This window comes from Caballeronia sp. SBC1 (assembly GCF_011493005.1).
Lineage (GTDB): Bacteria > Pseudomonadota > Gammaproteobacteria > Burkholderiales > Burkholderiaceae > Caballeronia.
The window spans coordinates 134,995-159,277 of sequence record NZ_CP049160.1 but is presented as its reverse complement, the minus strand read 5'-3'; the positions used below and the strand labels follow the sequence as shown (position 1 = coordinate 159,277).

At 60.1% G+C, this 24,283-nt stretch carries 18 protein-coding genes and 2 pseudogenes; 2 read left to right on the top strand and 18 right to left on the bottom strand.

Annotated features, from left to right (window positions below; genetic code table 11):
- Positions 1-52: 52 nt before the first annotated feature.
- A pseudogene (locus tag SBC1_RS39000) lies at positions 53-625 on the top strand (tyrosine-type recombinase/integrase); the annotation flags it as partial.
- Positions 626-896: 271 nt separating this feature from the next.
- Here SBC1_RS39000 and SBC1_RS38995 read toward each other — a convergent pair.
- The 3 genes and pseudogenes from SBC1_RS38995 to SBC1_RS38985 all read right to left on the bottom strand — a co-directional run bounded on the left by SBC1_RS38995 (position 897) and on the right by SBC1_RS38985 (position 4,972).
- A complete protein-coding gene (locus SBC1_RS38995; protein WP_165989480.1) occupies positions 897-3,452 on the bottom strand; it encodes an EAL domain-containing protein in 2,556 nt (851 codons plus the stop codon).
- 216 nt (positions 3,453-3,668) lie between these two features.
- A pseudogene (locus SBC1_RS38990) lies at positions 3,669-3,984 on the bottom strand (nicotinate-nucleotide diphosphorylase); the annotation flags it as partial.
- Positions 3,985-4,192: 208 nt separating this feature from the next.
- The gene (locus SBC1_RS38985; RefSeq protein WP_165989479.1) at positions 4,193-4,972 is read right to left on the bottom strand and encodes a cyclase family protein; all 780 of its coding nucleotides are present in this window, start codon (positions 4,970-4,972) and stop codon (positions 4,193-4,195) included.
- Between the two features lie 302 nt (positions 4,973-5,274).
- Here SBC1_RS38985 and SBC1_RS38980 point away from each other — a divergent pair, with 302 nt between their 5' ends.
- Positions 5,275-5,739 carry a MarR family winged helix-turn-helix transcriptional regulator gene (locus SBC1_RS38980; protein WP_165989477.1) on the top strand — a complete coding sequence of 155 codons (465 nt, stop codon included), beginning with the start codon at positions 5,275-5,277 and terminating at the stop codon, positions 5,737-5,739.
- Between the two features lie 140 nt (positions 5,740-5,879).
- Here SBC1_RS38980 and SBC1_RS38975 read toward each other — a convergent pair whose 3' ends face one another.
- The 15 genes from SBC1_RS38975 to SBC1_RS38905 form a co-directional block, all read right to left on the bottom strand.
- Positions 5,880-6,638, bottom strand: coding sequence for an Asp/Glu racemase (locus tag SBC1_RS38975; RefSeq protein ID WP_305879213.1), 759 nt, complete (start codon positions 6,636-6,638; stop codon positions 5,880-5,882).
- Positions 6,635-7,675, bottom strand: coding sequence for a carbon-nitrogen hydrolase family protein (locus tag SBC1_RS38970; protein WP_165989475.1), 1,041 nt, complete (start codon positions 7,673-7,675; stop codon positions 6,635-6,637). Before SBC1_RS38970 ends, SBC1_RS38975 begins: the two co-directional genes overlap by 4 nt.
- 75 nt (positions 7,676-7,750) lie before the next feature.
- The gene (locus tag SBC1_RS38965; protein ID WP_165989473.1) at positions 7,751-8,662 is read right to left on the bottom strand and encodes a fumarylacetoacetate hydrolase family protein; all 912 of its coding nucleotides are present in this window, start codon (positions 8,660-8,662) and stop codon (positions 7,751-7,753) included.
- 57 nt (positions 8,663-8,719) lie between these two features.
- A complete protein-coding gene (locus tag SBC1_RS38960; protein WP_165989471.1) occupies positions 8,720-9,847 on the bottom strand; it encodes a cupin domain-containing protein in 1,128 nt (375 codons plus the stop codon).
- 39 nt (positions 9,848-9,886) lie between these two features.
- The gene (locus tag SBC1_RS38955) at positions 9,887-12,202 is read right to left on the bottom strand and encodes a bifunctional salicylyl-CoA 5-hydroxylase/oxidoreductase (protein WP_165989469.1); all 2,316 of its coding nucleotides are present in this window, start codon (positions 12,200-12,202) and stop codon (positions 9,887-9,889) included.
- Positions 12,203-12,326: 124 nt separating this feature from the next.
- On the bottom strand, positions 12,327-12,755 hold the full coding sequence (locus SBC1_RS38950; protein ID WP_165989467.1) for a thioesterase family protein: 429 nt from the start codon (positions 12,753-12,755) through the stop codon (positions 12,327-12,329).
- Positions 12,756-12,902: 147 nt separating this feature from the next.
- Positions 12,903-14,396 carry an indolepyruvate oxidoreductase subunit beta family protein gene (locus tag SBC1_RS38945; protein ID WP_165989465.1) on the bottom strand — a complete coding sequence of 498 codons (1,494 nt, stop codon included), beginning with the start codon at positions 14,394-14,396 and terminating at the stop codon, positions 12,903-12,905.
- A 17-nt stretch (positions 14,397-14,413) separates the two neighbouring features.
- Positions 14,414-16,579 carry an indolepyruvate ferredoxin oxidoreductase subunit alpha gene (locus tag SBC1_RS38940; RefSeq protein ID WP_165989463.1) on the bottom strand — a complete coding sequence of 722 codons (2,166 nt, stop codon included), beginning with the start codon at positions 16,577-16,579 and terminating at the stop codon, positions 14,414-14,416.
- Positions 16,580-16,897: 318 nt separating this feature from the next.
- Positions 16,898-18,013 (bottom strand): porin, encoded by a 1,116-nt coding sequence (locus SBC1_RS38935; RefSeq protein ID WP_243830333.1) that lies wholly within the window; start codon positions 18,011-18,013, stop codon positions 16,898-16,900.
- Between the two features lie 315 nt (positions 18,014-18,328).
- Positions 18,329-19,585 carry an ABC transporter substrate-binding protein gene (locus tag SBC1_RS38930; protein WP_165989459.1) on the bottom strand — a complete coding sequence of 419 codons (1,257 nt, stop codon included), beginning with the start codon at positions 19,583-19,585 and terminating at the stop codon, positions 18,329-18,331.
- Between the two features lie 24 nt (positions 19,586-19,609).
- Entirely contained in the window at positions 19,610-20,581 is a 972-nt protein-coding gene (locus SBC1_RS38925) for a branched-chain amino acid ABC transporter permease (protein ID WP_165989458.1), read from the bottom strand.
- Complete coding sequence (locus SBC1_RS38920; RefSeq protein WP_165989456.1) at positions 20,578-21,477, bottom strand: branched-chain amino acid ABC transporter permease; 900 nt, start codon at positions 21,475-21,477, stop codon at positions 20,578-20,580. The genes SBC1_RS38925 and SBC1_RS38920 overlap by 4 nt, the downstream gene beginning before the upstream one ends.
- A complete protein-coding gene (locus tag SBC1_RS38915) occupies positions 21,474-22,229 on the bottom strand; it encodes an ABC transporter ATP-binding protein (RefSeq protein ID WP_371826779.1) in 756 nt (251 codons plus the stop codon). Before SBC1_RS38915 ends, SBC1_RS38920 begins: the two co-directional genes overlap by 4 nt.
- On the bottom strand, positions 22,226-23,017 hold the full coding sequence (locus SBC1_RS38910; protein ID WP_165989454.1) for an ABC transporter ATP-binding protein: 792 nt from the start codon (positions 23,015-23,017) through the stop codon (positions 22,226-22,228). Before SBC1_RS38910 ends, SBC1_RS38915 begins: the two co-directional genes overlap by 4 nt.
- Positions 23,018-23,027: 10 nt before the next feature.
- On the bottom strand, positions 23,028-24,173 hold the full coding sequence (locus SBC1_RS38905; RefSeq protein ID WP_165989452.1) for an aminotransferase class V-fold PLP-dependent enzyme: 1,146 nt from the start codon (positions 24,171-24,173) through the stop codon (positions 23,028-23,030).
- Positions 24,174-24,283: the final 110 nt, after the last annotated feature.

The window sequence follows — 24,283 nt, the reverse complement described above, 5'->3', positions numbered from 1 at the left end:
CGATCAGCCAGGACTGGCATGGTTTTCGAATTGACAAAGTTATTTCGGTTTACGTGTGCGCTGGCTGATCTCGCTACTGTATTTAATGGGTCTACGCATTTCGGAAGTCGTGAGCAATCCGATGGGCGGTTTTTTTAGACGGCGCGATCGCGATGGCAAGGACCGGTGGTGGCTGGCAATCACCGGGAAAGGTGACAAGGAGCGCTTGCTGCCGGCGACGACCGAACTGATGGCGGAACTGACACGCTATCGCCGACACTACGGACTCGCGGCCCTACCCTATGGCGGCGAAACGACACCGCTGCTGTTGCCGATCGGTGGCACCCAGCGCACGTTGACCCGCGGTGCCGTACACTTGATCATTAAACAGGTGTTCGACAATGCGATCAACCATCTGCAGTCAGCGGAAGAAGCGCGCGAGCGCGCAACGGAGCGATTGCGCCAAGCGTCTGCCCATTGGCTGCGGCACACGACGGGCTCTCGCATGATGGACGGCCAAGTCGACCTGAGATACGTGCGTGACAACCTGGGACACGAATCGATCTCGACCACTAGCCAATACCTGCATGCCGACGACGACGATCGACATCGTGCAACAGAAGCCGGGCTGAGACTCAACTGGTAGCTAGATGACAGTCGATTTGAGGTCTGCATAAGCAGAACTGCGACTCTGCCGTTCAGCTGCGAGCTCATTGAACGGTGAGCCCGCTAATAAGCTGGCACAGTGTTTCCGACATACAAACCAAAAAAATTGACCATTTGATTATGTCAAATTAGCACACACAAATTGTGTCCGGTCATCAACTCGTCAAACAGCAAGATAAACCCGTCGCACGCCTATTTGCACCGAAACATTGTTAATTCCGGCGTTGTCTGTTCACCAGCTTTCGCACAGGTTAATCTCCACTCAACAACCATCGTCCAGCAATTTCGTCCGCACCTGCTGGCCGATCGTAGAAATAGCCCTGAGCGATGTCGCATCCCATCGCCAACAGAATATCAGCCACGTCAGACGTTTCCACCCCCTCGGCCACCACTTGCATGTTGAAGCTATGTGCGAGTTTGATGGCCGAGTTCACAATCCGGCGATCTGCCTCGTCGGTCATGAGCGACGCGATAAAGGACTGGTCTATCTTAAGAATTTGCACTGGCAACATCTTCAGATAGGCCAGAGAGGAGTGACCTGTACCAAAGTCGTCGATGGACAACTGTACGCCCATGTCTCTAATCTGGCAGAGGTGCTTCAGCGCGGTGTCGGGATCTCGCATCAACGCACTTTCCGTGACCTCGAGCTCTAGTTGAGCCGGTGAAACTTCGAATTCCTGCAACAACGCGTTCACCTGCTCGACAAAGTCCGGATGCAACAGATTGTTCGCGCTGACGTTGACAGAAATCGATACGTGGTGGCCGCTCAGCGACCATGATTTGAGTTGCCCGATGGCTGTCCTGAGCACGCGATAGGTAAAGGGATAGATCAGCTCGGTGGTCTCAGCCAAAGGAACAAAAATGCTAGGCAATATGGGCCCCTCGCTGAGATGCGTCCAGCGTGCCAATGCCTCGAAGCCGACCAGCGCTCCATCGCAGAGGCGCACCTTTGGCTGGTACGCCAGGAACACGTCGCCGTCACGGATCGCGCGTGCAAAATCAGACTTCAACGCCAATGACTGCGGCGTGTTGCAATCCAGGTTCGGCGAGTAATGCCTGACCGGTATCATTGCCCGCTTCGCGGAATACATGGCGATGTCGGCACAGCGGAGAAGCTGTTCGGGCATGTTCGCATCATCTGGGTACACCGCTACGCCGACACTCGCGGTAACTTCGAAATGCGCGTCATCGAGCGTGAACGATTTCTGAATCGCTGCGTGCAGTCCCCGACAGATCTCCTCTACTCCACCCGACCATTCCGTCGGGTCCGCACAAACCGCAATTTCATCTCCCCCCAGTCTTGCGATACAACCTGAACGGCGTTCAAGCAGGTGGCCCAGTCTCCCACCCAGGATTTCAAGGACGGCGTCACCTGCGTGATGCCCCAATGAATCGTTGATCTCCTTGAAGCGATTCAAATCCAGAAGCGCGACGATGAATGACCCGTCCGGGTTGTCATTGACTCTACCGCCGAGATGATCGAGGAAAGCATAGCGATTCAGGAGGCCGGTCAGCGTATCGTGGTTGGCAAGAAATTCCTGCCTGGCAAGATACTCGCGCTCCGTTGTCACGTCCCGCAGCAGCGCCATGACTAACGTATCCGCTTCGCCCGGAAACGCGGATAGCTGCAATTTCACGTCAATCGTACCGGCGACGTCTATGCGTCGGAATTTCCAATCGTGAGTGCATGTCTCGCCCGCCTTAAGGTGGCGTAGCCGGTCCAGCCCACGGCTCGCGACAAGATCTGCGGATCGATCGGTCGCGGTAAGGTGAAAAAGATTGAGCCCGGCGAGTCCCTGTTCCGACTCGGCGCACAGAAGCCGAGAGGCGCGTGGGTTGTATTTCTGGATGACACCATCGCGATCCAGGATGATCAACCCGTCGTCCACTGATCTGAACAACTGGCGATACAAACCATGGCTCTTGGCGAGGTCGGAGACCGCTTTCCTTAATCGTAAAGCGAAGACGACAGATGCAAGACACCCGCCTAACAGCAGTATGAATTGCACTGCAGACCGCTGGAGCCAAGCCATTTCGAGCGAGTTCTTTGGCATGCCCACGACGACAAGCAGTGGTAGCGACCTGGAGCGCGAGTAGCCAAAGATGTCGTATCGGTGATCGACGGAAGACTCGCCTTCAAACGTCCCGGTTTCCCGCTCCGCTATTGTTTGTAGCCTGTTTGGCGAAACCGGAGAAGGACGGATCTCAAAGGCATGCTCGCGACTAAGGTACCGGAACAGCCTTCTGCCTTCGCCCGTAAAAAGCCCAAAGCGTCCTTCTGTCAGCAACTGAAGACTGGACGCCGCTCCAACTAGCTGCAGCGCCGGGACAAGGGCGAAAGAGGTGTCGGTGTCGCTCCCTAATTTGTCGATGCGCAGCACCATCGGCAAATACCAGATTCCTCGCTCATCATCATGGATGAGAGGAAGGGCCTCCACGGTATCCGTTAGCGCCGTCCTCTGTAGCGCTTTACACAGGGCGCCTGTGAGGGCTGGCCTATCGACGACGAAACCCGCTCTGTCGGCCATTAAAATTTCGCCGCCGTGGGCGACCCCAATGAACGCGGACACCGCGTCATAACGCATCGCCTGTAACAAGCTCACCCGCACCACCGACGCACTTGCGTGCGGTTTGCCCTGCAGATCCGCACGAACGCCTATGATGCTATAGGATGCCTGCACAAGCTCACCCGAAATGTGCACCTGAATCGCGTCCGCAATGTCGAGCGCCCCCCGACGCGCGGCCTCCATTGTCGTGATGCGGTCCCGGACAATCCCGTAGAATGCGACGCCCACCAGCAATGACATTGACAATATTAGGACAAGCACGAATTGTCGGCGTCGAAACAAGTCCAGCCAAATCGAGCGGGGCTTCAGCATAGGGAGACGGGAAAGTTCGATGATCGCCGATCATATGCTGCACGTTGTCAACGCCGAGATGTCATGCAAAAGTAAATGATCTCCAGCATTGAGTTCGTTGGTCACTTTGCCAATGCGGGCAGACACTACGGAGCAGTCATTATGCCGTAAAGCCAGCGCGGTTTCGAGTTGCTCCAGCGTGCCCGCCTCGATCTGGATCGACACCCCCGCGTTCAGCGCAAGTGCAGCGTCCATCGCTGCGCCTACACCGCCTGCCGCTGCGACGGGGTTGTCCTTGATCAGAATGCCGTCGTAAAACGCGAGCCGCTGGTTGGCGCCGCCGCCGACACGTACAGCGTATTTCTGTGCGAGGCGCAGTCCAGGCAACGTCTTCCGCGTATCGAGCACGCGCGCGCGTATAAGCGATCGCGTCGGCAAAGCGCTGCGTCACAGTCGCCATGGCCGATAGCAACTGCAGGAATGTCGGCGATCATTCGGTCGCCTTCGCGGTAACGCTCCCTAAAGAAATCGCCACCCATAAGAAGCAAATCCCGCGGGACAAAAATACTACGTTTTCCTTAGTGAGCGCCACCGTGATACCCATCGAAACCCGCAATCAATTGTAAGTTGGGTCCGACGACGCTAACCCATTCACTGCTTTCAGTTGCACTAGAGCAGGAACGTATGCCTCATTCCTGGACTAGCGCCAACACGCGCAGCGGACTGCCGGAGCCACCCTGGATCTTCAGCGGCGCCGAGACGATCACCACCCCCGTGGCCGGCAGCTGGTCCAGGTTTTTCAGGCATTGCAGCCCGTAACGGTTCGCCCCGTGCATTAGAGTGTGGCACGGGTACGGCATCGACCACCCGTACGACTGCCCCGCATCCGTATTGATTGTCTCGACCCCGAAGCCGTGCACCTGACGCTCATGGAGCAGCCACTCCACCGCCTCCTGCGTCGGCCCCGGCGTGTGCGCTCCGTCTTCACGCAGGTTCAGAAACTCTGCCGGATCAGTGCGCTTTGACCAGTCCGTGCGCAGCAGCACCCATGCGCTCGCCGGAATCCGGCCGTGCCGCGTTTCCCACCGCTCAAGGAAGTCCACCGTCAGCAGCCAGTCTGCATCGCCCGCCACCTGCCCGCTCGCATCCACCACCACCGCTGGCGCGATGAAGTTCTTCACCTCGATGGTGTCCACCGAGTTGTGCGCATGGTCGCGCCCGCTGATCCAGTGCACCGGCGCATCGAAGTGCGTGCCCGTGTGCTCGCCGCACGAGAAGTTGTTCCAGTACCACCCCGGACCCTTTTCGTCGTACTGGCTGATCCGCTCCATTTTGAACGCCCACACCTGCCCGAATTCCGGCGGCAGCTGCAGCGCCGGAAACTCCGGCGACAGCGTCTGCGTCAGATCCACCACACGCACCTGGCCGCTCGCCAGATCCGCGCCCAGCTGTTCAAGGCTGCCCGTCATGTCCCTTCTCCCTCTTGTCCTGTCACCGATTCTTTTTTGGCAATTGCCAGCCGCTCAGCCCGCATGCCGTATCTCATCGTGGCGCGAGCATGAAGCATTATCTTTCGGATTAAAATATTTTCAAAATCATGGTTAACCCGTTTCAAAGAATTTTCTGTTACCTATTATAATTCGCACTACACAGTATAAATCAAGATAACAAAAGCGAACGCCAGAAACCTTACGTGAGATCACACGTTCAATCCCCGAAACCTCACCGCATGGTATGTTTGCTGCTTTTCAAGCCACCGAGACAGTAAGCCGTGAATCCCCAACGTCCGAACAAGCCCAAGGAAACCGCCTTCGTTGACAGCTACACGCCCGCGCTGCTGGCGCAGGTCAGCGAGCTCATCTCTGGCGAATTCCATGTCATCGTGCAGGCCAACGGCTTCGAAGTCTCCGACTGGCGCGTGCTGTCCACGTTGTCCAACAGCGAGCCCATCAGCATCGGACGCCTGGCGCAGGTTTCCGTGACCAAGCAACCGACCGTCACGCGGCTGCTCGACCGCATGGAGGCACAGGGCTATGTCAAACGCGTCCCCCATGAAACCGACCGGCGCGTCACCCTCATTCGCATCACGCCGCGAGGGCAGAAGCTCGTGTTGGCCCTGATCGAACAAGCCAAGGCACACGAGGAACAAGTGCTGGCGCCGCTCGGCAAAGAGAAGGCCGAGGAACTCAAGGCGACGCTGCGCCTGCTGATCGACCTCCACCGCCCGCCCGCCTGAGCGCGCGCAACGCGTAACCCATGCGCTGGTACATTCCAGCCGGGGCATGTGAAAGCGTCCGGCGTCTCCAATTTTGAAGTAGTCGCCGCTTGCGGTGACTTGCTCGTGCAGCCTGTTTCGCAGCCCGCTTTGCTGCTCACTCAGTACTTGCCCGAAAGCAGTTCGCCGCAGCCAGCAACCTCGGTACGCAACTCCAGACGGCGCAGCATCTGCCACGTGGTGGCGACTGCTGCGGACACAGTAGGAATGCCCGATTCCTCCTGCACCTTCTGGATCGACGGCAACGACTGCATCTGCACGCATGCAGAAAGCACCATTGCGTCAATGTTGCCGCAATCAAGGCGCTTGTAGATGTCGACCAGATTGGCCGGATCCTGCGCCGCCACTTGCAGGTTGTCGGGGATTTCCAGCGCGACGTAGTCCTTCACCTCGATGCCTTCGCTCTCGATGTACTCGACCACCATCTTCGTGAGCGGCTTCATGTACGGGCAGACCACCGAAACCCGCTTCGCACCCATCGCGTGCAAGCCGTCTACCAGCGCACCGGCGCTCGTCACCACGGGCGCCGGTGCTCCGTTTTCCTCCGTGCGTTGCGCGAGGCGCGCTTCGGAGACCCGGTGGTAACCCTGACCCATGCTCATGATGGCGACGAGGCACGCGTAGCCCAGCACGTCCACGCGGGCATCCGACAGCTCAAGGGCGCAACGGTCGCTGTCGCGGTCCATGGCCGCCAGCTCTTCCTTCACGACCTTCTTCATCCGCATGCGGCTGGAGTGGAAGGTGAAGCGTTCGGCAAAGTCCTGTTCCCGCGTTCGGAACATCGCTGGAATTTCGGTTTCCATCGTGGTGTTGGAAGACGGGACGATCTGGCCAATCCGCAAAATGCGTTGCTGTGTCATCGCTTGCTCTCTGTATTCTCGAATGAATTGATCTCCGCCAGTTCGCCGTCGAGGTCCCACACCTCCGCCGCATCTGCATCGCTGAACTGCGCCGCCGCCAGGGGGCGGCGGTTGACCCGAAGGTCGAAGACATCGAAACGGTTGTAGTGCCCGGTGATGTCATGCATCTGGCGCGGCTGGATGCAGCGCGACAGGTCGATATCGGCATAGACAATGCCTTCGTCATCGATCAGCGGCTCGCCGATCACGCGGCCGTCAGGCCCGAGAATCCCCGAGAAGGCACTGTTGCGCCGCGCGAGTTGTTCGCGCACCTGCGGATGCGACGCACTCATCGCTTCGACGATCTCCGGCGAAATTGTCGAGCAGGACACCACTGTGAAAACCTTACCTTCGAAGCAATGTGCTGCCGCGCGGACGCGAATCGCTTCAGCCATGTCGTAGTCGGCGGGCGCCACCGGCAGCGAGATGTAGCTCGCCACGTGCACCAGTTCGCCCTGGGCTAGCAGGCTAAAGCGCGCGAGTGTGTTGGTATTCTCGCCACAGGCCAGCGAGCCCAACGGGCCCACGCTGGTATCGTGTACGCGCAGCGCGGAGCCGTCGCCGTTGGCCCAGGTCAGCTTTTCCGCCCAGGTCGGCACGAGCTTGCGATGGCGGCCAAGAATCCTGCCGTCATCGGCAATCGCGACGAGCGTGTTGTAAAGCGTGCCTACGCCGGTGCGGCTACGTTCATTGACGCCGACCACCACATTGATGTGATTGCTTTTCGCCGCCTGTGCGATCTTGCGGATTTCCGGACCGGGCAACTCGATCGCGGATTTGCACAGTTTCTCGAACCACGGACTCCCCTCGACCGGGTTCATCACCCAATTCCAATAGGGGTAGCCGGCGACAAATACTTCGGGAAAGGCAACCAGCTTCGCGCCGTTGTCCGCAGCCTCCTTGATCAGTCTGCAAACCTTATCGACGGTCGCATCGGTATCCAGGAAAACCGGCGCGGCCTGTACCGCTGCGGCCTTGAATTGAGGAAGATTGAGCATCGAAGTGTCTCGGTCGGGTATCCGAGGCCGCCGCGCGCACGCGCCGGCCCGCAAGTTAAAGGAACGTGTGGCCGCTCAGACTGCTACCACCGGGTGGCGGAGTTCGCCGATGCCCTGCACCTGCGCGTGGACGATGTCGCCCGGCCACAGCCACTCCTGCGGATTGCGTCCGGCGCCGACGCCCTCGGGCGTACCGGTCGCGATGATGTCGCCGGGTTCCAGTGCTATGCCGGCACTGATGTCGGCGATCAGCGTCGGAACCTTGAACAGCATGTGCCGCGTGTTCGAGCTTTGCTTGGTCACGCCATTGACGCTCAGGCTCAAGTCGAGCGAGTGCGGGTCGGGAATCTCGTCAGCCGTGACGATGCATGGACCAAACGGCGCATACGTATCCTGTCCTTTCGAGTAGATCCATTGTCCGGCGCGACGGCAATCGCGTGCGCTCATGTCGATCATCACGCTGTAGCCGAACACGTACTGCAATGCATCCGCTTCAGTCACGCGCTTTGCTCGCGTGCCCATGATCACGGCCAGTTCGACCTCCCAATCGAGCTGCTGGGTGATTTCCGCGTTGTGTTCAATCGCGTCGCCCGGACCGATTACCGTGGTCGGCGGCTTCGAGAAGATCACGGGTTGTTTCGGCAGGTCCTTCGACGTATCCAGCGTGCGGCTCGATTCCGCGACGTGTTCGACGTAGTTCAGGCCAATACCGAAGATGTTCTTGCGCGGACGCGGAATGGGTGCGAGCAGCTTGACGTTCGCAAGCGGTGTCGCCAAGCCCAGCGGCCAGTTGGCGCGGTAGCTGTCGAGCAACGTGCTCGTCAGCTTGACCGCGTCCGGCCCAAGGTCGATGAACTGCAGCATGCTGTCGGGCAGCGAAACACCGGCGAGCTCACCGAGGCGAGCCAGGTCCACCACTGCACCCTCTACGATGGCGCCCAGACGGGCTGCAGCGGAAACCTCGGGGCGATAAGTTACGAGACGCATTGTTGACTCCAAAAACACCGCTCGATGGCGGCAGAAAAAATGTATGAAGGGCAGCCGTCAGCCGGCCACCACCTGGTGACCGCCGTTTTCGGCGAGGGCTTCTTCGCGATAGAGGCCAAGCGACTGCATCACCGGCAGGTCGCTGAAGCAGAACAGGCAGGCGTCGTCGCTCGCGGACGCGTTTGCGTGTTCGTGAAACGCCCACGAAGGCACGCAGAAGATGTCACGCTCGGTCCAGTCGAAGCGCTGTCCATTGATGACCGAACAACCGCTGCCTTTGGCCACCTGATAGATAAAGCTGCCGGTGTGACGATGCGCGCGGGTCTTCTCACCCGGGCGCAGCAACTGCATGCTGGCGCCGATCGTCGGCATCACCGGGCCGCCCGTGACCGGGTTCACGTAGTGCATCAGCACGCCGTCGAACGGGTTGCCATCGGTGACTTTGGCCTGGCGAGTGAGAGCCTCGTAGGTCGGCTCCCACTCATACTTGAAGAGGGGCGAGTAGTTCTTGTTCCAGTCGCCGTTTTGTGGACGCAGGCCCGTGCCGCCCCAAATTGCGGTCGAATCGTCGACCGGATGCGTGACGGCCTGCTGAAGCTCCGGGTGCACCACATAGAAGCCCGCTTCCAGCGCGTTGATGAGCGGAATGTCGAGACCGTCCTGCCAGATACAGGTGGTGCCCTCAGCGGCGACGCCGTGCTCGTGCCAGGTGCCGTTCGGCGTGAGCACGAAGTCGTTGGGGCCGAGCGTCATCTTGTGGCCGTCGACGACCGTGTACGCGCCGCTGCCCTCCATGATGAAGCGCAGCGCCGACGCCGAATGCGCATGGGCCGAAGCCGCCTCGCCCGGGCGCATCACCTGCAGCCCCGAATAGAGCCATCCGACCGCAGCCGACACGTCGTGCCGGCCCGGGTTGTTCAGATACACGACCCGCCGTCCGGCCTTTTCGGGCGTCACCAGCTCGACTGCGCGCAGCACGTGCTCGCGCAACTCGCGGTAGCGCCATAACACAGGCACCGATGCCGATTGCGGCTGCCACGGCTCGATCTTGTTCGCCACCGTCCACAGCGCGCCGGCCTTCAATTGTTCCAGTTGCTGGTAGTAAGCCACCAGTTCCGGCGTATCGGCCACATCGGCGCGGCCGGCTGTGCTTTCGCGATAGCTGTCATATGTGTTATCGGTCATTCTCACCCTCCGGGCTGTCAGTCGTTTGCGTACCGGCGTTCACAACGCGGCGCGCTGAAAGTTGCGTTCCATCTGGTCCTTCGCGAACAGGTACTGCTTTGGCCATTCGACCTGCCAATAGCCAAGTTTGGCGGTCTCGCGCAACAGCCACGCCGGGTCGGCGAGGTGCGGCCGCGATAGCGCGCACAGGTCGGCACGACCTGAAGCGATGATGCCGTTCACGTGGTCAGCCTCAGTGATTGCACCGACCGCGATGGTCGGTATCCCGGCCTCGTTGCGCACGCGGTCGGCGAACGGCGCCTGGTACATGCGGCCGTACACGGGTTTCTGCGCAGGACTCACTTCACCCGAAGAGCAGTCGATCATGTCGGCGCCCGCGTCCTTGAACATGCGCCCGATCAGCACGGCGTCGTCGACGCTGATGCCGCCTTCGACCCAGTCGGTCGCCGAAATGCGGACCGAGATAGGCTTGCTCGGCGGCCACACCGCACGCACCGCACTCATCACCTGAAGCGGGAACGTCATGCGGTTTTCCATCGAGCCTCCAAAAGCGCCATCGCGCTGATTGGTGAGCGGCGAAATGAAACTTGACAGCAGGTAGCCGTGACCCGCCTGCAGTTCGAGCCAGTCAAAGCCTGCTGCATCGGCGCGGCGCGCGGCGCAGACGAAGTTCTCGCACACGCGCTCCATGTCCTCTAGAGTCACCGCGCGGGGCATGTGCGAGACGCCCGGCAAGTAGGGCAGTGCCGAAGCGGAGATCACCGGCCAGTTGCCTTGATCCAGTGGGTGGTCCATCTTCTGCCAGCCAAGCTGGGTCGACGCGCGGCGCCCTGCATGCCCAAGCTGGATGCCGATCCGGGCGCTGGAATTCCCGTGTACAAAACTCACGATGCGGGCAAAAGCGGCGACCTGCTCTTCGTTCCACAGACCGGGACAGCCCGGCGTAGCGCGCGCATCGGGCGACACCGCGGTCATCTCCACCATCACCAGACCGGCACCGCCGAGTGCGCGGCTGCCGAGGTGAACCATATGGAAATCGCCGGGCACGCCGTTCTCGCACGAATACATCGCGGTGGGCGAAAATACGACCCGGTTCTTCAATTCGACATCGCGCACTTTGTAGGGGATGAGCATGGGTGGCATCGAATTGCCCGCATTTTTACTGCCGGCGCGCGTGGCGAGCCAGCCTTCGTAGCCTTCGAGCCAATCCTTGTCACGCACGCGCAGGTTTTCGTGCGAAATGCGCTGCGAGCGGGTCAGCACTGAGTAGACAAACTGCTCCGGCTCCAGGCTCGCATAGCGCTCGACGTTTTCGAACCACTCTGTCGAGTTCCGTGCGGCGTTCTGGATCTTGAGCACCTCGACGCTGCGCACTGCCTCGTAGTGCTTGAGCCCCTCTTCGAGCGAACCGGCCGCGTCCTTCAGACTCCTGGCGAGTTCGATCGCGTCTTCCAGCGCGAGCTTGGTGCCGGAGCCGATCGAGAAGTGCGCCGTGTGCGCCGCATCGCCCATCAGCACGACGGGCACCTTTTTGCCGTTTTTCTGATCCGTCCAGTGCACCCACTTTTCGCAGATGACGCGCGGGAAGCGGATCCAGATCGCTGCGCCGCGCACATGCGACGCATTGCTGATCAGCGGGTTGCCGTCGAGATAGGGGGCGAACAACTTTTCGCAGTAGGCAATGCCCTCTTCCTGGCTCATGCTGCCAATGCCTGCCGCTTCCCAGGTTTCCTCGGGGGTTTCCACAATGAAGGTCGACAGCCCGTCCTCAAAGCGGTATGCGTGCGCCTGGAACCAGCCGTGCTCGGTCTGAACGAAAATGAAATTGAACGCGTCGAACACCTTCTTCGTACCCAGCCACACGAAGCGGCAGCGGCGCTGGTCGATATCGGGCTTGAAGGTTTCGGCATACTTGGTGCGCACGAAGCTGTTGATGCCGTCGGAGGCGATCACCAGATCGGCACCGTACTTCTTCGCAAGCGCTTCGTCATCCTCCACGTATTCTTCGAATACCAGTTGCACGCCGGCTTCCTCGCAGCGCGCCTGCAGGATGTTGAGCATTTTTTTACGGCCGATGCCAATGAAACCGTGTCCGCCACTGCGGATCGCGCGCCCCTTGAAGTGCGTCTCGACATCGTCCCAGCGATTGAATGCATCGCCGATGGTGACCGCCGAAACGGGGTCCGCTTCGCGCAGGTTGTCCATCGTGGCATCTGAAAACACGACGCCCCAGCCGAAGGTGTCGTACGGACGATTCCGCTCGACCACCACGATCTCGTTGGAGGGATCCTGCAGCTTCATCAACAAGCCGAAATACAGCCCCGAGGGGCCACCACCAATGCAGACTATCTTCATTGCCGCTTTCCAATCCTGTTGGTTGAGCGCTACCGATTCGCTAGCGCATCCGTTCATGCATGGATACCGAAAACCCCGATATCCGGGCACGCCTCTTCCGTGGCCTTGCCACGCCGCGGCTGGTTCAGGCGTTCGCTGGCAGGCCTCGCTCAATGGCCGCGCGCAGATCGTCGGGGATCGCAATGGCCCGGTGCGTTTCGAGCGACGTCATCACGATGGTTTGCGTGGCAGCCATGCGCACCTCGCCGTCCTCTGCGCTGCACTGCCAGGCCAGCGTGAGCGACTTCTGTCCGAGGTGAACCACTTCGAGCGATAGCCACACCTGGTCGCCCATCCGGCTGATCGCCGTGAAATCGACTTCCAGGCGGACCGTCGGCATGCCTAGCCTGCGACTGCCGATCACCCCGTGAAAGCCGATCGGCACGAGTTCGTCGATCCAGGTTTCGAGCAGATCGTTGAACATCACGAAGTACTGCGGATAGAAAACGATGCCGGCTGGATCGCACTCGGAGAAGTGAATCTTGTGCTTGCGTTTGAACTGGCCGTGAACCATGCTTTGCGCTTCCTGCTAACGGGTTGTGCTTCTGACTTCGGAATTGCCGTCCCGCGATGCTGGACGCCGCATTTTCAATAGCACTGCTACAGATATATAAAACTAAGCGGGCATGTACGGCGTCCGCCGTTCTGCCTGCCCTAACGATTATGCGAGCGCATGCCTTATCAGCGCTTGCTGCAGTTTCTTTCCGTGCTCGTCCGCCAATGCGGCCTCACGCAACTCGCGCAGCGTGGCCGGCGCGAGCAAGGCGCCCGCGCGTGCCACGGCGGCCATCAGAGTCTGGTAGTTCTTCAGCCCGCGTGCGTGCGTGTCGCTGTAGCCCTTGACGAGCCGCTGGCACTGCGCGATTTCGACCGCAAGGGCCGGGTTGCGCTTTGCGGTATCAGTCACCTGCGTGAGCCAGTGTTCGATGCGTGCGTTCTCCAATTCGTAGCGCAGCGTTTTACGGCGCCAGCAGCGCATGCGCGAAACCGCGTAGAGCATCACATAGCCGCGTATCGAACTGGTGGCAATGATCCTGCCGCTACTCGTGAAGCGGCGTACCAGACGATGCACCCAGTGTGGGTGCATCAGCCAGCGGCCAAGCGCGGCGGGGAGCGTTTCGCAGATTTCCTCGAGACGCGGGTGCATGAACTCGTTGATCGCCAGCAGTTGATCGGACTGCGCGCGTACCTCGCCGCGCACGCGCTCGAATCGCGAGCTGCGCGTCTTGAGGTCGGCGACCCGGATCGTGTCCTCGTAGGACATCCAGAGTGCCAGGTAGCGCGCCGTTTCTCGCACGAGATTGATATCCGGCTTCGTCAGCCCACGGCACACCGCCGCAAGACGGTCGAGATAGAGTCCGGCGTACGCCAGGTCCTGATAGTCGATCATCCGGCGCACACCCTCGATCACCACATGCCGCACCTCGACCGCAAACTCGGCGCGCGCACGCTCAAGCAGCTTTGCCACTTTCGCGTCGCGTGGGTTAGGGTCGATCGGGACGGCCGGCGCGTCGTGCGGCGTATCGATTTCCGCGGTACGGGCATATGCGACGTCGAACGCACGCAGGCTCGGCTTGACGCCGACACCGCCTCGTTCGACAGTCTGCTCGAACTGCGCACGGCTGAACGGCAGCACACCGGTACCGGCTAGCGCACCGAACAGCACTGCGCTGATCACGCTGCCCGACGCTTCGGCCGCCTGCGCCATATCGAAGCGCACAAAGCGCTTGGCTGCCTTGTCCGCATGCGAGATCAGCGTGTCGCCGTCGACCCGGCCGTCGCCCATCGCCATTTTTTCGGCGATCGAGTAGACGCGATGGGTGGAGGCGACGAGCGTCGTACGCTCAGGCGTGACGAAACCACGTTGCACGGCGCGCCCGGCTTCCATTAGTTCCGAAGCGAGCACCACGTCGACATCGCCGGGTAGCGGCATCAGCGCGAGCACCGGCTCGCGTCCTGCGCGCTCGGCCAACTCTTGCGGGAACAGCTCAACGTAGTAAATGGTCGCGCCGGTACGCTGCGCGACGCCAGGCACCGAAGTCGTCTGCGCGTAGTAGCCGTTGTGTTCGCCGAGGCTAACGATCCAGTCGGCGAGCACGCCACCGCCCTCTCCGCCCATGGCGAGAATGGCAATCTTGATCGGTTGGGCTTTCATTGTTGGAATCTCACTCATCAGAACGCATAGCGGGCACGGCGCTCGGCATCGCGCCGCTGCAGCCAGCCGATCAGACCCACACGCACGCGCTGACGCAGACGGTCGATACGGGTTGGGTTAGTCACAATCTGCGCGCGATAAAACGACGGGCACAGCACTGCGGCGTGCGACACTTCCCCGCACAAGCCGCAGCCGACGCAGCTCTCGAGCACGGTCGCCACCGGATCGGTGCGCAACGGGTCAGGGTTCGGCTTGACCGACAGCGACGGGCAACCCGACAGGCGGATGCACGAGTGATCGCCAGTGCAGGTATCGGAGTCAATCCCGAAACGCTCGCGCACGACCCGCTCGCCGGCGGCAATCGCCTTGCGCACCTTCGGCTTTTCCCGACGCTGCAAGTTGAGCATGCATTCGCTCTGGGCGATCAGCACCTTCGGGCCCTTGGCGCCGGTGGTAAGCGCGTCCTTGAGCGTCGACATCATCGTTTTCAGGTCATACGTACGGCGAACCGTTCGGACCCAGTCGACGCCGACGCCGCGCACCGCCCGCTCGATCTCGTGACCTGTGCTGCGGGTCGGATTCAGGGCGGTAGACGACAGGATGTCCTGCCCTCCGGTAGCCGACGTATAGCTGTTGTCGACAATGATCGTGAGGTTGTCGCTCTTGTTGAACACCGCGTTGGCGATGCCGCTCGTCAAACCGTTGTGCCAGAAGCCGCCGTCGCCCATCACCGAGATCGCGCGCTTGGCCGCAGGCGCGTTGAGCGCGGCCGCGCTGGCGCCGCCGAGTCCGTAGCCCATCGTGGTGCTGCCCAGATTGAACGGCGGCAGTATCGAGAACAGGTGGCAGCCGATATCGGCGCTCACATGGTGCGTTCCCAGTTCGCGTTCGACCAGCTTCATCGCGGTGAAGATTGGGCGTTCAGGGCAGCCGGTACAAAAGCCAGGCGGCCGCGCGTGCACGTTTTCGTCGAGTGGCTTGCCCGCATCTGCAGAGGACGCAGACACGAGCGGGATGACCTTGCGCACGGCTGCCGGAGCCGCCTCCGGCGCGAGCATGCCGTATTGCTCAAAGAAGGCTCTCAGCCCCTTGAGCACGGTCGCAGTGTTGTACTCGCCCGCCAGCGGCAACATGTCCTTGCCATGCAGGACCGTGTCCGAAGTGGCTTGCCGCAGGATCGTATTGGCGTTTTGTTCGACGAAGTTCGGCTGGCCTTCTTCGATCACCAATACAGCGCGCTTGCCTTCGCAGAAGCGGTGCCACTCCGAGTCGATCAGCGGATAGGCAACGTTCATCACGTAAAGCGGCACTTTGGACTCGCCGTACACATCGGCAAGGCCGAGACGCTCGAGTGCGCGCAGCACGGTGTTGTAACTGCCGCCCTGTACCGCGATGCCGACATCGCCATCTGCGGCCTGGAAGAATTCGTTAAGCTGACGTTCCTCGATGAACTTCACCGCAGCGGGCCAACGGTCGTTGATCTTCTCCTGCTCGTGCACGAAGCTCGCCGGTGGCAGCACAATACGGCTCACGTCGCGGTTCGGATTCTCGAGCGCATCCTTGATCGAAAACGCCGAACGGCGATTGTCAGAGGCGACAAATTGCCCATGCACGTGACAAGCGCGAATGCGCAACTGCAGCATCACCGGTGTGTTGCTGACCTCGGACAGATCGAAACCATCCTTGACCGCCTGCACGATGCAAGGCAAGTTCGGACGCGGGTCCAGCAGCCAGATCTGCGACTTCATCGCAAACGCGTGGCTGCGCTCCTGCATGATCGAAGAGCCCTCGCCGTAGTCTTCGCCGACGATGATCAATGCTCCACCCGTCACCCCACCTGAAGCGAGGTTAGCGAGCGCATCGGAAGCGACATTGGTGCCAACAGTCGCCTTGAACGTCACCGCGCCGCGCAGCGGATAGTTCACCGACGCGGACAACGATGCCGCCGCGGTCGCCTCGCTCGCGCTGTTTTCGAAGCGAATGCCGTGATCGCTCAGGATGTCCTGAGCGTCCGCCAACACATCCATCAAGTGCGAGATGGGCGCACCTTGGTAGCCTGCAACATAGGCCACGCCTGACTCCAGCAGCGCCTTGGTTACAGCGAGAATGCCCTCTCCGCTAAAAACTTCGCCCGCGCCCAATCGCAACTTCTTCACTTCTTCGACAAATGACCGCTCAGCCATGGCGTTCCTTGTTCGTGGTCTGGTTGCGGATGACAGCCTCGTGTCACCCCTTACGAGAATTATAGTTTATGACTAAACATTTCCAAAATCATAGTTAACCCTGCGGCAACACCCTTTTTCATTTTTGACTCAGATCGTCCAAGCGTAAGCTGTGTGCGGGCGTTCCTCGTGCGCGTACGACCGTTCAGCTCCATACAAAACAATCTGGATAACTATAAAAGATGTGCTACGCCCCTATCTGGGGGCCGAAGAGGGTCGAAACTTCAAACGAGCAAGGATACCAACGGCACCCTGCTCGTGACTAACTCAGTCACCGATTTAGAATGTGTGACGGATCCCGATGCGTACCGCGGTCTGCGAGTTGTTACTCGACTGCTGTGCGAGGAATCCGTCATAGATATCCGCGTTTGCGCCGCCGGATGCTCTCTGATAGACGCCCATCATGTACACGTCGGTACGCTTTGACAGCCTGTAGTCGGCAAGAACGTTGATCTGATTGTACTTAGGCTTCTGGCCGTTGTAGTTCACCTTCGCTTCCGTGAATGTGTAGCCCGCGCCGAGCGTCGCCGCCGGCGTCACGGCATATTGAGCCCAAGCTTCGTAGTTGTTGAACGTGACCGAACTAGTGGTGCCGTTGGCGTCATCGAATCTTGTGTTTGTGTAGTCCAGACCGAGGAGTGCCGAACCGATCGCATAAGTGCCGCCAACGCCGATGATCTGCTCGTTGCCCGGGTGGCCGACGTACCCGAACGGCCCAACCTGGTTGACCTGATGGATCGGGCTGTTCGCCTGCCAATTGCCGTCCGGGAACTGAGTGGCCGGATTGCGAGCATAGAAGTAGCCCGCACCGACGTAAAGTGGCCCGTGCGAGTAGCTGGCGCCCGCGGCGATCGTGCTATTCGCGCCAAACGAACCGGCTACACCACCTGGCGCGTACATACCGCCGAACTGCAGGCCACCATAGTTCAAGCTCGTGTATTTGATCGTATTGTTGACCCGAAAGGCGTTGTTGGTATTGTCAATGTCCCCAGCGTGCGCAAAGTATCCCCCCCAGTTGCCGTTGAAGGTTGTTGGTCCGACGAAATCGACAATCAAGTCATACTGACGGCCCAACGTCAGCATACCTAAGTGCTCGCTCGACAGGCCGACGTAAGCCTGACGACCGAATCCGAGATTACCCTGCCCTAGCTTGCCTGTATTCAGGTCAAAGCCGCTTTCGATCTGAAAGAGGGTCTTCAAGCCACCACCGAGATCTTCGCTTCCCTTGAGACCCCAACGGCTGCCTTGGATAACGCCGCTTTGCATCTCGTACAGCTTCTTGCCAGCGGAATTGTTCACAAAGGTCAGCCCGTCTTCGACGATGCCGTACAGCGTAACACCGCTACTCTGCGCGAAAGCAGGAGCGGCAACCGTGCTTGCGATGGCAAGCGCCATAAGTGATTTCTTCATGCGATATTCTCCAAACCGGTTCTTAACGTTTCATATCGCCATGTACCTGCTAGCGACAAACTTTTAATTAAATTGGTAAAACTAAATATGGGCAAAACTAAATGGATATTTCTACTTTTAATACAAAGGTTCAAACCAACTGAATCAGGGCCCAGATTGCTTCCAAAATTTCGCAGACAGTCTGAGGCACCCCGGGTTAGAGAAGCAGTTACGCGGCTGCAACAGTCTCCCTGTATCCTGGGACATGCAGTACCTCATCCGCAGTTCCATGTCTGGAGACTCGACATGGCAGTGCAGACCCTATTCGCCCAATCGGGCCTTAAGCGAATCGATCTGGACGGTGGAAACGTCGCCGAGATTCTTAGGCTTGCCGTCGACGATCTGCCATTTGGCAAAGGGGCCTGTAATGTCGCCGTATTTATCGAATTGCACCGGTCCGATCAACCCAACGTAGCGAATCGGCTTGTGCTCCTTGAGAAGGGCAAGGCCGCGCTTGAATTCATCAGGACCTGCGCCAACAGGCGTCCCATCGACAGCCAACACCGTCCGGATCGCACCCTTGATCGATTCGGAGTCAGCCTTGCCGGCTTGCGCGATGGCGAGTCCGATCAGCGCAGCTGCGTCGTAAGCGCGATCGACGCCCGGCGCGGTGGCGCTAAAGTGGCTGTACCCGGGGAACGTTTCGGCAAAATAGCGAGTAGAAGCGGATGGTTCCGTGCCGGAAGACGTGCCATACGCTTGCGTCAGGTATTTAGGGCCGACCGCCTTGATGAACTCGTCGCTGTTGAGACCGTCGTTGAGCAGGAATTTCTGCGGACCGCCAGCTGAAATCCAGGTGCGCGTGATGGTGGCTCCGTCCGTGGGGTAACTGATCAGATAAAGCGCGTCGGGGTTGCTGGCAAGCGCTTTTGTGACTTCAGGCTGGTACGAAGCCTGTCTTTCATTATACGGAACGGCACTTACGACCGTGCCACCCAACGCGCTGAAAGCTCTATTGAATTCCTTATTAAGATTGACGCCATAGTCATTGTTGACGTAGATCACCGCGACCTTTTTGAGTTTCAGATCGGAGGCGAACTGGCCAGTCGCAATACCCTGCAACGCGTCACTGGTGATCGTGCGAAAAAACAGACCCTTGGTTTTGCCATCGCGCGCCAATACCGTCAAGGTTGGGGTACTCGACGCGGGGGAAATCTGAACGACATCGGCCGGTACCGCCACCGAGGTCAGCACGGGCAGCGTGACCGATGAAATGATGGAGCCGATGATCGCGGGCACGTGCTGTATGTCGACCAGTTGCCTCGCCACGTCGACGCCAACCGATCCCTGAGACTGGTCATCACGAATTTCGGCGTTCAGCGTACAGCCGTTGACGCCGCCAGCCTGGTTGAGGTCGCGGAAGGCCATCTGGATTGCCTTAGCACCACTCTGACCATATTCGCCTGCCGGCCCAGTCATTGGAACCACTACACCAATTGTCGTACTGCAAGCGGCGTGAGCCGCGCCGCAACACGCGAGAGCGAGAGCGGTTGCCGCAAGTTTGAAGGGGGCTTTCATCTTATATGTCTCCAGATTTTCACTTTAACGAGATGCAGCTGCGCGCTTTTTTTCGACTTTGATTGGGCGCGACAGAGTGCGAGCTTCACCCAGCAGGCCGCCTGGGCGTCGCATCAGGATGGCGACAAGCGCCACACCGATGAGAATCGGACGCAGCGCGGCGCTCTGCGTCTGATATTCGGTTGGAATTATCTGTCCGAGCACATAGCCCGATGCGCTCCACAAGGCCCACACCACAAGGCTGCCGACTATGGCGCCGCGGTTGTTGCCCGAGCCGCCGACGATCAGCATCGCCCACACCTGGAAGGTAAGAAGCGGGACGTAGTAGTCCGGCGAGATGAACCCAAAGAAGTGGGCTTGCAGTGCGCCGCCGAAGCCCATGATCATCGAGCCGAGGACGAAGGCCTGGAGCTCGTACCATTTGACGTTCTTGCCGAGCGACGCGGCCGCCGCCTGGTCTTCGCGAATGGCCCTCAGCACCCTGCCCCACGGGCTTGTCGCCAAAGTTTGCAACGCGATGTACAGGACCCCGACGATCGCGATCAACGCCAGACAGTTCAATGTCGAGAACAGCAGCGGTTTGCTGGCCATCGAGTCGAACATTTTCGGGATGAAACTGACGCCAAAGGGGCCACCCGTCCAGCCTTGCTGATTGGTCAGCACAAGCTGGATGACGATGGCGATACCGAAGGTAGTAATGGCAAGGTAATCCTCGCGTAGCCGCAGCGTAACGTAGCCGATCAAAGCGGCCAGAATGCCGGATGCGACGACTGCGCCCAGCCAACCGCACACAACAGGCAAGCCGAAGCCGCCAAACCTGTCAGCTACAGGAGGCGTGGTCAATAGGGCCGACGCATAGGCTCCGATTGCCACAAATCCTGCAATGCCCGCGTTAAAGAGACCGGTAAAGCCCCATTGGACATTCAGTCCCAGGCTTATGACCGAAAGAATCAGCGCAGTGGTGATGAAAAACTCGAGATAACTGATGGTACTCATGAAAGTCGTGCTCCGAACAGGCCATTGGGTCGAATCAACAAAACGGCGATCAGTACCAGAAACGCGATGGCAGCCCGGTATTGCGCCCCCACAAGTGCCACAGAAAGCGATTCCGAAATACCGATGATCAAACCGCCGATGACAGCACCAGGCACGCTGCCGATACCGCCCAAGATAGCTGCCGAGAAGAGCGGCAACAGCAGGTCGAAACCCATGTACGGCCGGACTTGGGTCAGCATGCCGCTTAGCGTGCCCGATACCGCGGCGAGCGCTCCGCCGAGCAGGCAGGCCGCGCGGATGGCTGCCTGCGTATCGATGCCGGCCACTCGGGCAAGGGGCGTGTTCTCCCCTGTCGCTCGCATCGACAGCCCAATGTGAGTGCGCGTAAGCAACAAGTGCACGGCGAGGACCAGCAGGAGCGTCGTTGCAACGATAGCGAGTTGGTCAGGCGTGACGCGTGCACCGGCAAACACCGGGAATGCGATCTGGATATCCTGCGTGAAATAGCGCGGCTGGGTACCGAACGCCAGTTCAATCAGACTTCGTAGCGCCAGCGAAACGCCGAAGCTTGCCATCACCACGACCATCCGGTTAACCGACGAGCGCAGGCGGGCGAACACCAGTTTTTCGAGCGCGAGTGCAAGCGCGCCCGTAAGCACGACGCTTGCGCACAGCGCGCCGATGAGGGGCCAGCCAAAAGACAGACTACCGATTGGGCTCGCGGCCGAACCGATCAGACCCACCAGCGAGTACGAAAGGTAAGCGCCCCAGCTGATGAAGTCGCCATGGGCGAAATTGGCAAATCGCAGGATCGAATAGGTCAGCGTAACGCCGATTGCTCCGAGTCCGATCACGGCGCCAAGCAGGATTCCGTCGAACAGTATTTGGAGGCTCATGTGCGCGGCTCCTGAGACGTATTGGGTTCACTCTTCATGCCGAGATACAGGTGCGCGACGGCGGGGTCGTCAAGAAGGGTTTTGGCGTCGCCCTCGTGACGCGGCGTGCCTTCGACAAGGATGTAGGCTCGGTCGGCGATCGAGAAGGCCGCGCGGACGTTTTGCTCGACCATCACAATCGTTACGCCGGTCGCGCGGACGTCCAGCAATTTGCTGAACAGCGTTTCGACCATCTTTGGCGACAGGCCTGCCGACGGCTCGTCGAGCATGATCACGCGTGGTTCGATCATCATGGCGCGACCGATCGCGACCATCTGCCGTTGCCCGCCGGACAATCGCCCGGCGAGATGCCCGCGCAGGCGCGCGAGGTCGGGGAACAGGCTGTATAGCCGCTCGAGGGCATGTCGCCGCTCCGCGCGCGGCAACTGATTGGCCGCGATCGCGAGGTTTTCGCCAATGGTCATGCTGACAAAGACGTTCTCGGTTTGAGGCACGAAGGCGAGGCCGTGAGCAATCATGCGATGTGCCGCGAGCTGCGAAATATCCTGGCCGTCCAGCGTAATCACGCCCGCGCTCTTTGGCACGAGGCCCGCAATGGCTTTAACCATCGTCGATTTGCCGGCACCGTTGGGCCCGAGCAGAATCAGGATTTCGTTTTCGAGCGCGTGAATGCTCGCGTCCTTGACAATCGGGATGCCGGGCTCGTAGCCGGCGGTCATGCCGGTCACGTTGAGAATGGTGGACTGGGTCACAGGGTGCCTCCCAGATAGGATTCGATGACGCGAGGATCGGCGGTCACCTGCTGCGGCGTGCCATGACAGAGCACCTTGCCGCGAGCCATGGCATACACGTCGTGACACAGTCGCGTCACCATGTCCATGTTGTGTTCGATCAGCAGAAAACTCATGCCGCGCGAATTGAGTTCCCCGATCCGGTCAATGATGGTTTCGAGGAGCGTGGGATTGACGCCAGCAGCGGGTTCGTCGAGCAAAATCACACTCGGTTTCGTCGCCAGTACACGTGCCAGTTCAAGCAGCTTGCGCTGGCCGCCGGACAGCACGCGAGCGGGTTGATCCGCGAGACGTCCGAGGGCGACGAACTTGATCAGCTCGTGGGCTTTCTCGACGTTCTCGCACTCCTCGCGTGCGACGCTTCGCGGAGAAAGCCAGTTACGCAACAGCTTTTCGCCAGGATGTCGCTGGAAGGAGACCAGCACGTTTTCGAGTACCGTCATCGCGGGAAACGGCTTGGGGATCTGAAACGTGCGGGCGAGTCCCATTGAAATACGCTCGTGCGCCGCGCCCTTGTGTCCCGGTTGGGCGTCAATAAGGATTTCGCCTTGACTCGGAGCGAGACTGCCTGCGATCAGGCTGAACAAAGTACTCTTGCCGGCACCGTTGGGTCCGATCAGGCCAGTGATACCGCCCCTCGCGACGGTGAGCGAGGCGTCGTCGACGGCCACGAGGCCGCCAAAGCGCCGCGTAACGCCCCGCGTTTCGACAATCGGCGTAGGGCGTGGTGCGATGTTGGATGTTGTCATGAACAGCTCCTCAGCGCGGCAGTAAGCTCGCGAGTGCGGCGTCGAGACGCTCAATCGCCACCGCGCGCGTCACCGGACCCGGCGACCAGCGCATGCATGTGCCGCGCGTGTCAGTGATCAGTCCGTGCGCCAGCAACTGGCGCTGCAGATTGGCGGCGTCAACGGCGGGCGGGATCGAAACCATGATGCTGCCACCGCGTTGCTCGTCGTTGCGCGGCGACAGCACTTGCAATCCGTGCGCATCGGCGATTTCCAGCAACTGATGGGACAGCGCCAGATTGTGTTCTCTCAGCGAGGCAACAGTTTGCGCGGCGACCCATTCGAGCCCGGGGCGTGAAGCAATGAACGGCAGATAGGACGGCGTGCCGGTATCAAACCGCCGGGCATCCAGAGCAAATGTGAACCGATCCAACGCCCAATTGAAGGGGTCCGGCTGGCTGAACCACCCGCGCACGCTGGGTTCGAGTACTTGAGCCAGATCCGGGCGCACATATGCCATGCCAGCGCCTGGTACGCCGCAGAGCCACTTCAGCGACGTAGCAAGCATGATGTCCACCGCCGGTGCATTGACGTCGAGCGGCAAAACGCCGACCGCCTGCGTCACGTCAAGCGCAATGAGGCTTCCGTGACTGCGCCCGCAGGAAACGAGCGCACTCAGATCCGCGCGCTTCGACGCGGTCGACGACACGTAAGTGATGAGCGCCAGCGCCACATCGTCCTGCCAGCGCGCAATGAAGTCCTCGTCTTCGACATAGGCGGCGCCGGGTCGCAAGGGGACAGTATCAAGCACGAAACCGCGCAGCTCGCTCAGTCCGGTCAAGAGGAAATGCAGGCTTGGAAAGCAGTCCTCTGCGACGAGAATGCGTCGGCCCCGCAGAGCTTTATCGGGCAGCGCGCCGACACATTGCGCGAACGCCTGCGTCACGTTTTCCGCAGCAAATACTGAACCGGCCGGCGCCCCGACGAGAGCACCCCAAGCGTCGAGCGTCGCCTGGCGCGCCTCAATAAGCGGCTCCCAACGGGCGTCACTCATCTGGCACCAGATATCGGTGAACTGGGCCAGCGCGGTGGCGACGGCCGTCTGCTGGCCGGGAAACCGGCCTACCGAATGGTAAAGCAGCCAGCCACTATCGTCCCTGTTATCGTAATCATGCATACGTTTGTTGTCCCATGGTTCATGAGGGTAGTGCCGCGCACTGCCGCCCACCGCTGTGCGCGGCAAGGAGTGAAGTGCGTAGAACCAACCGCGATGTCTCCGGCAACGCC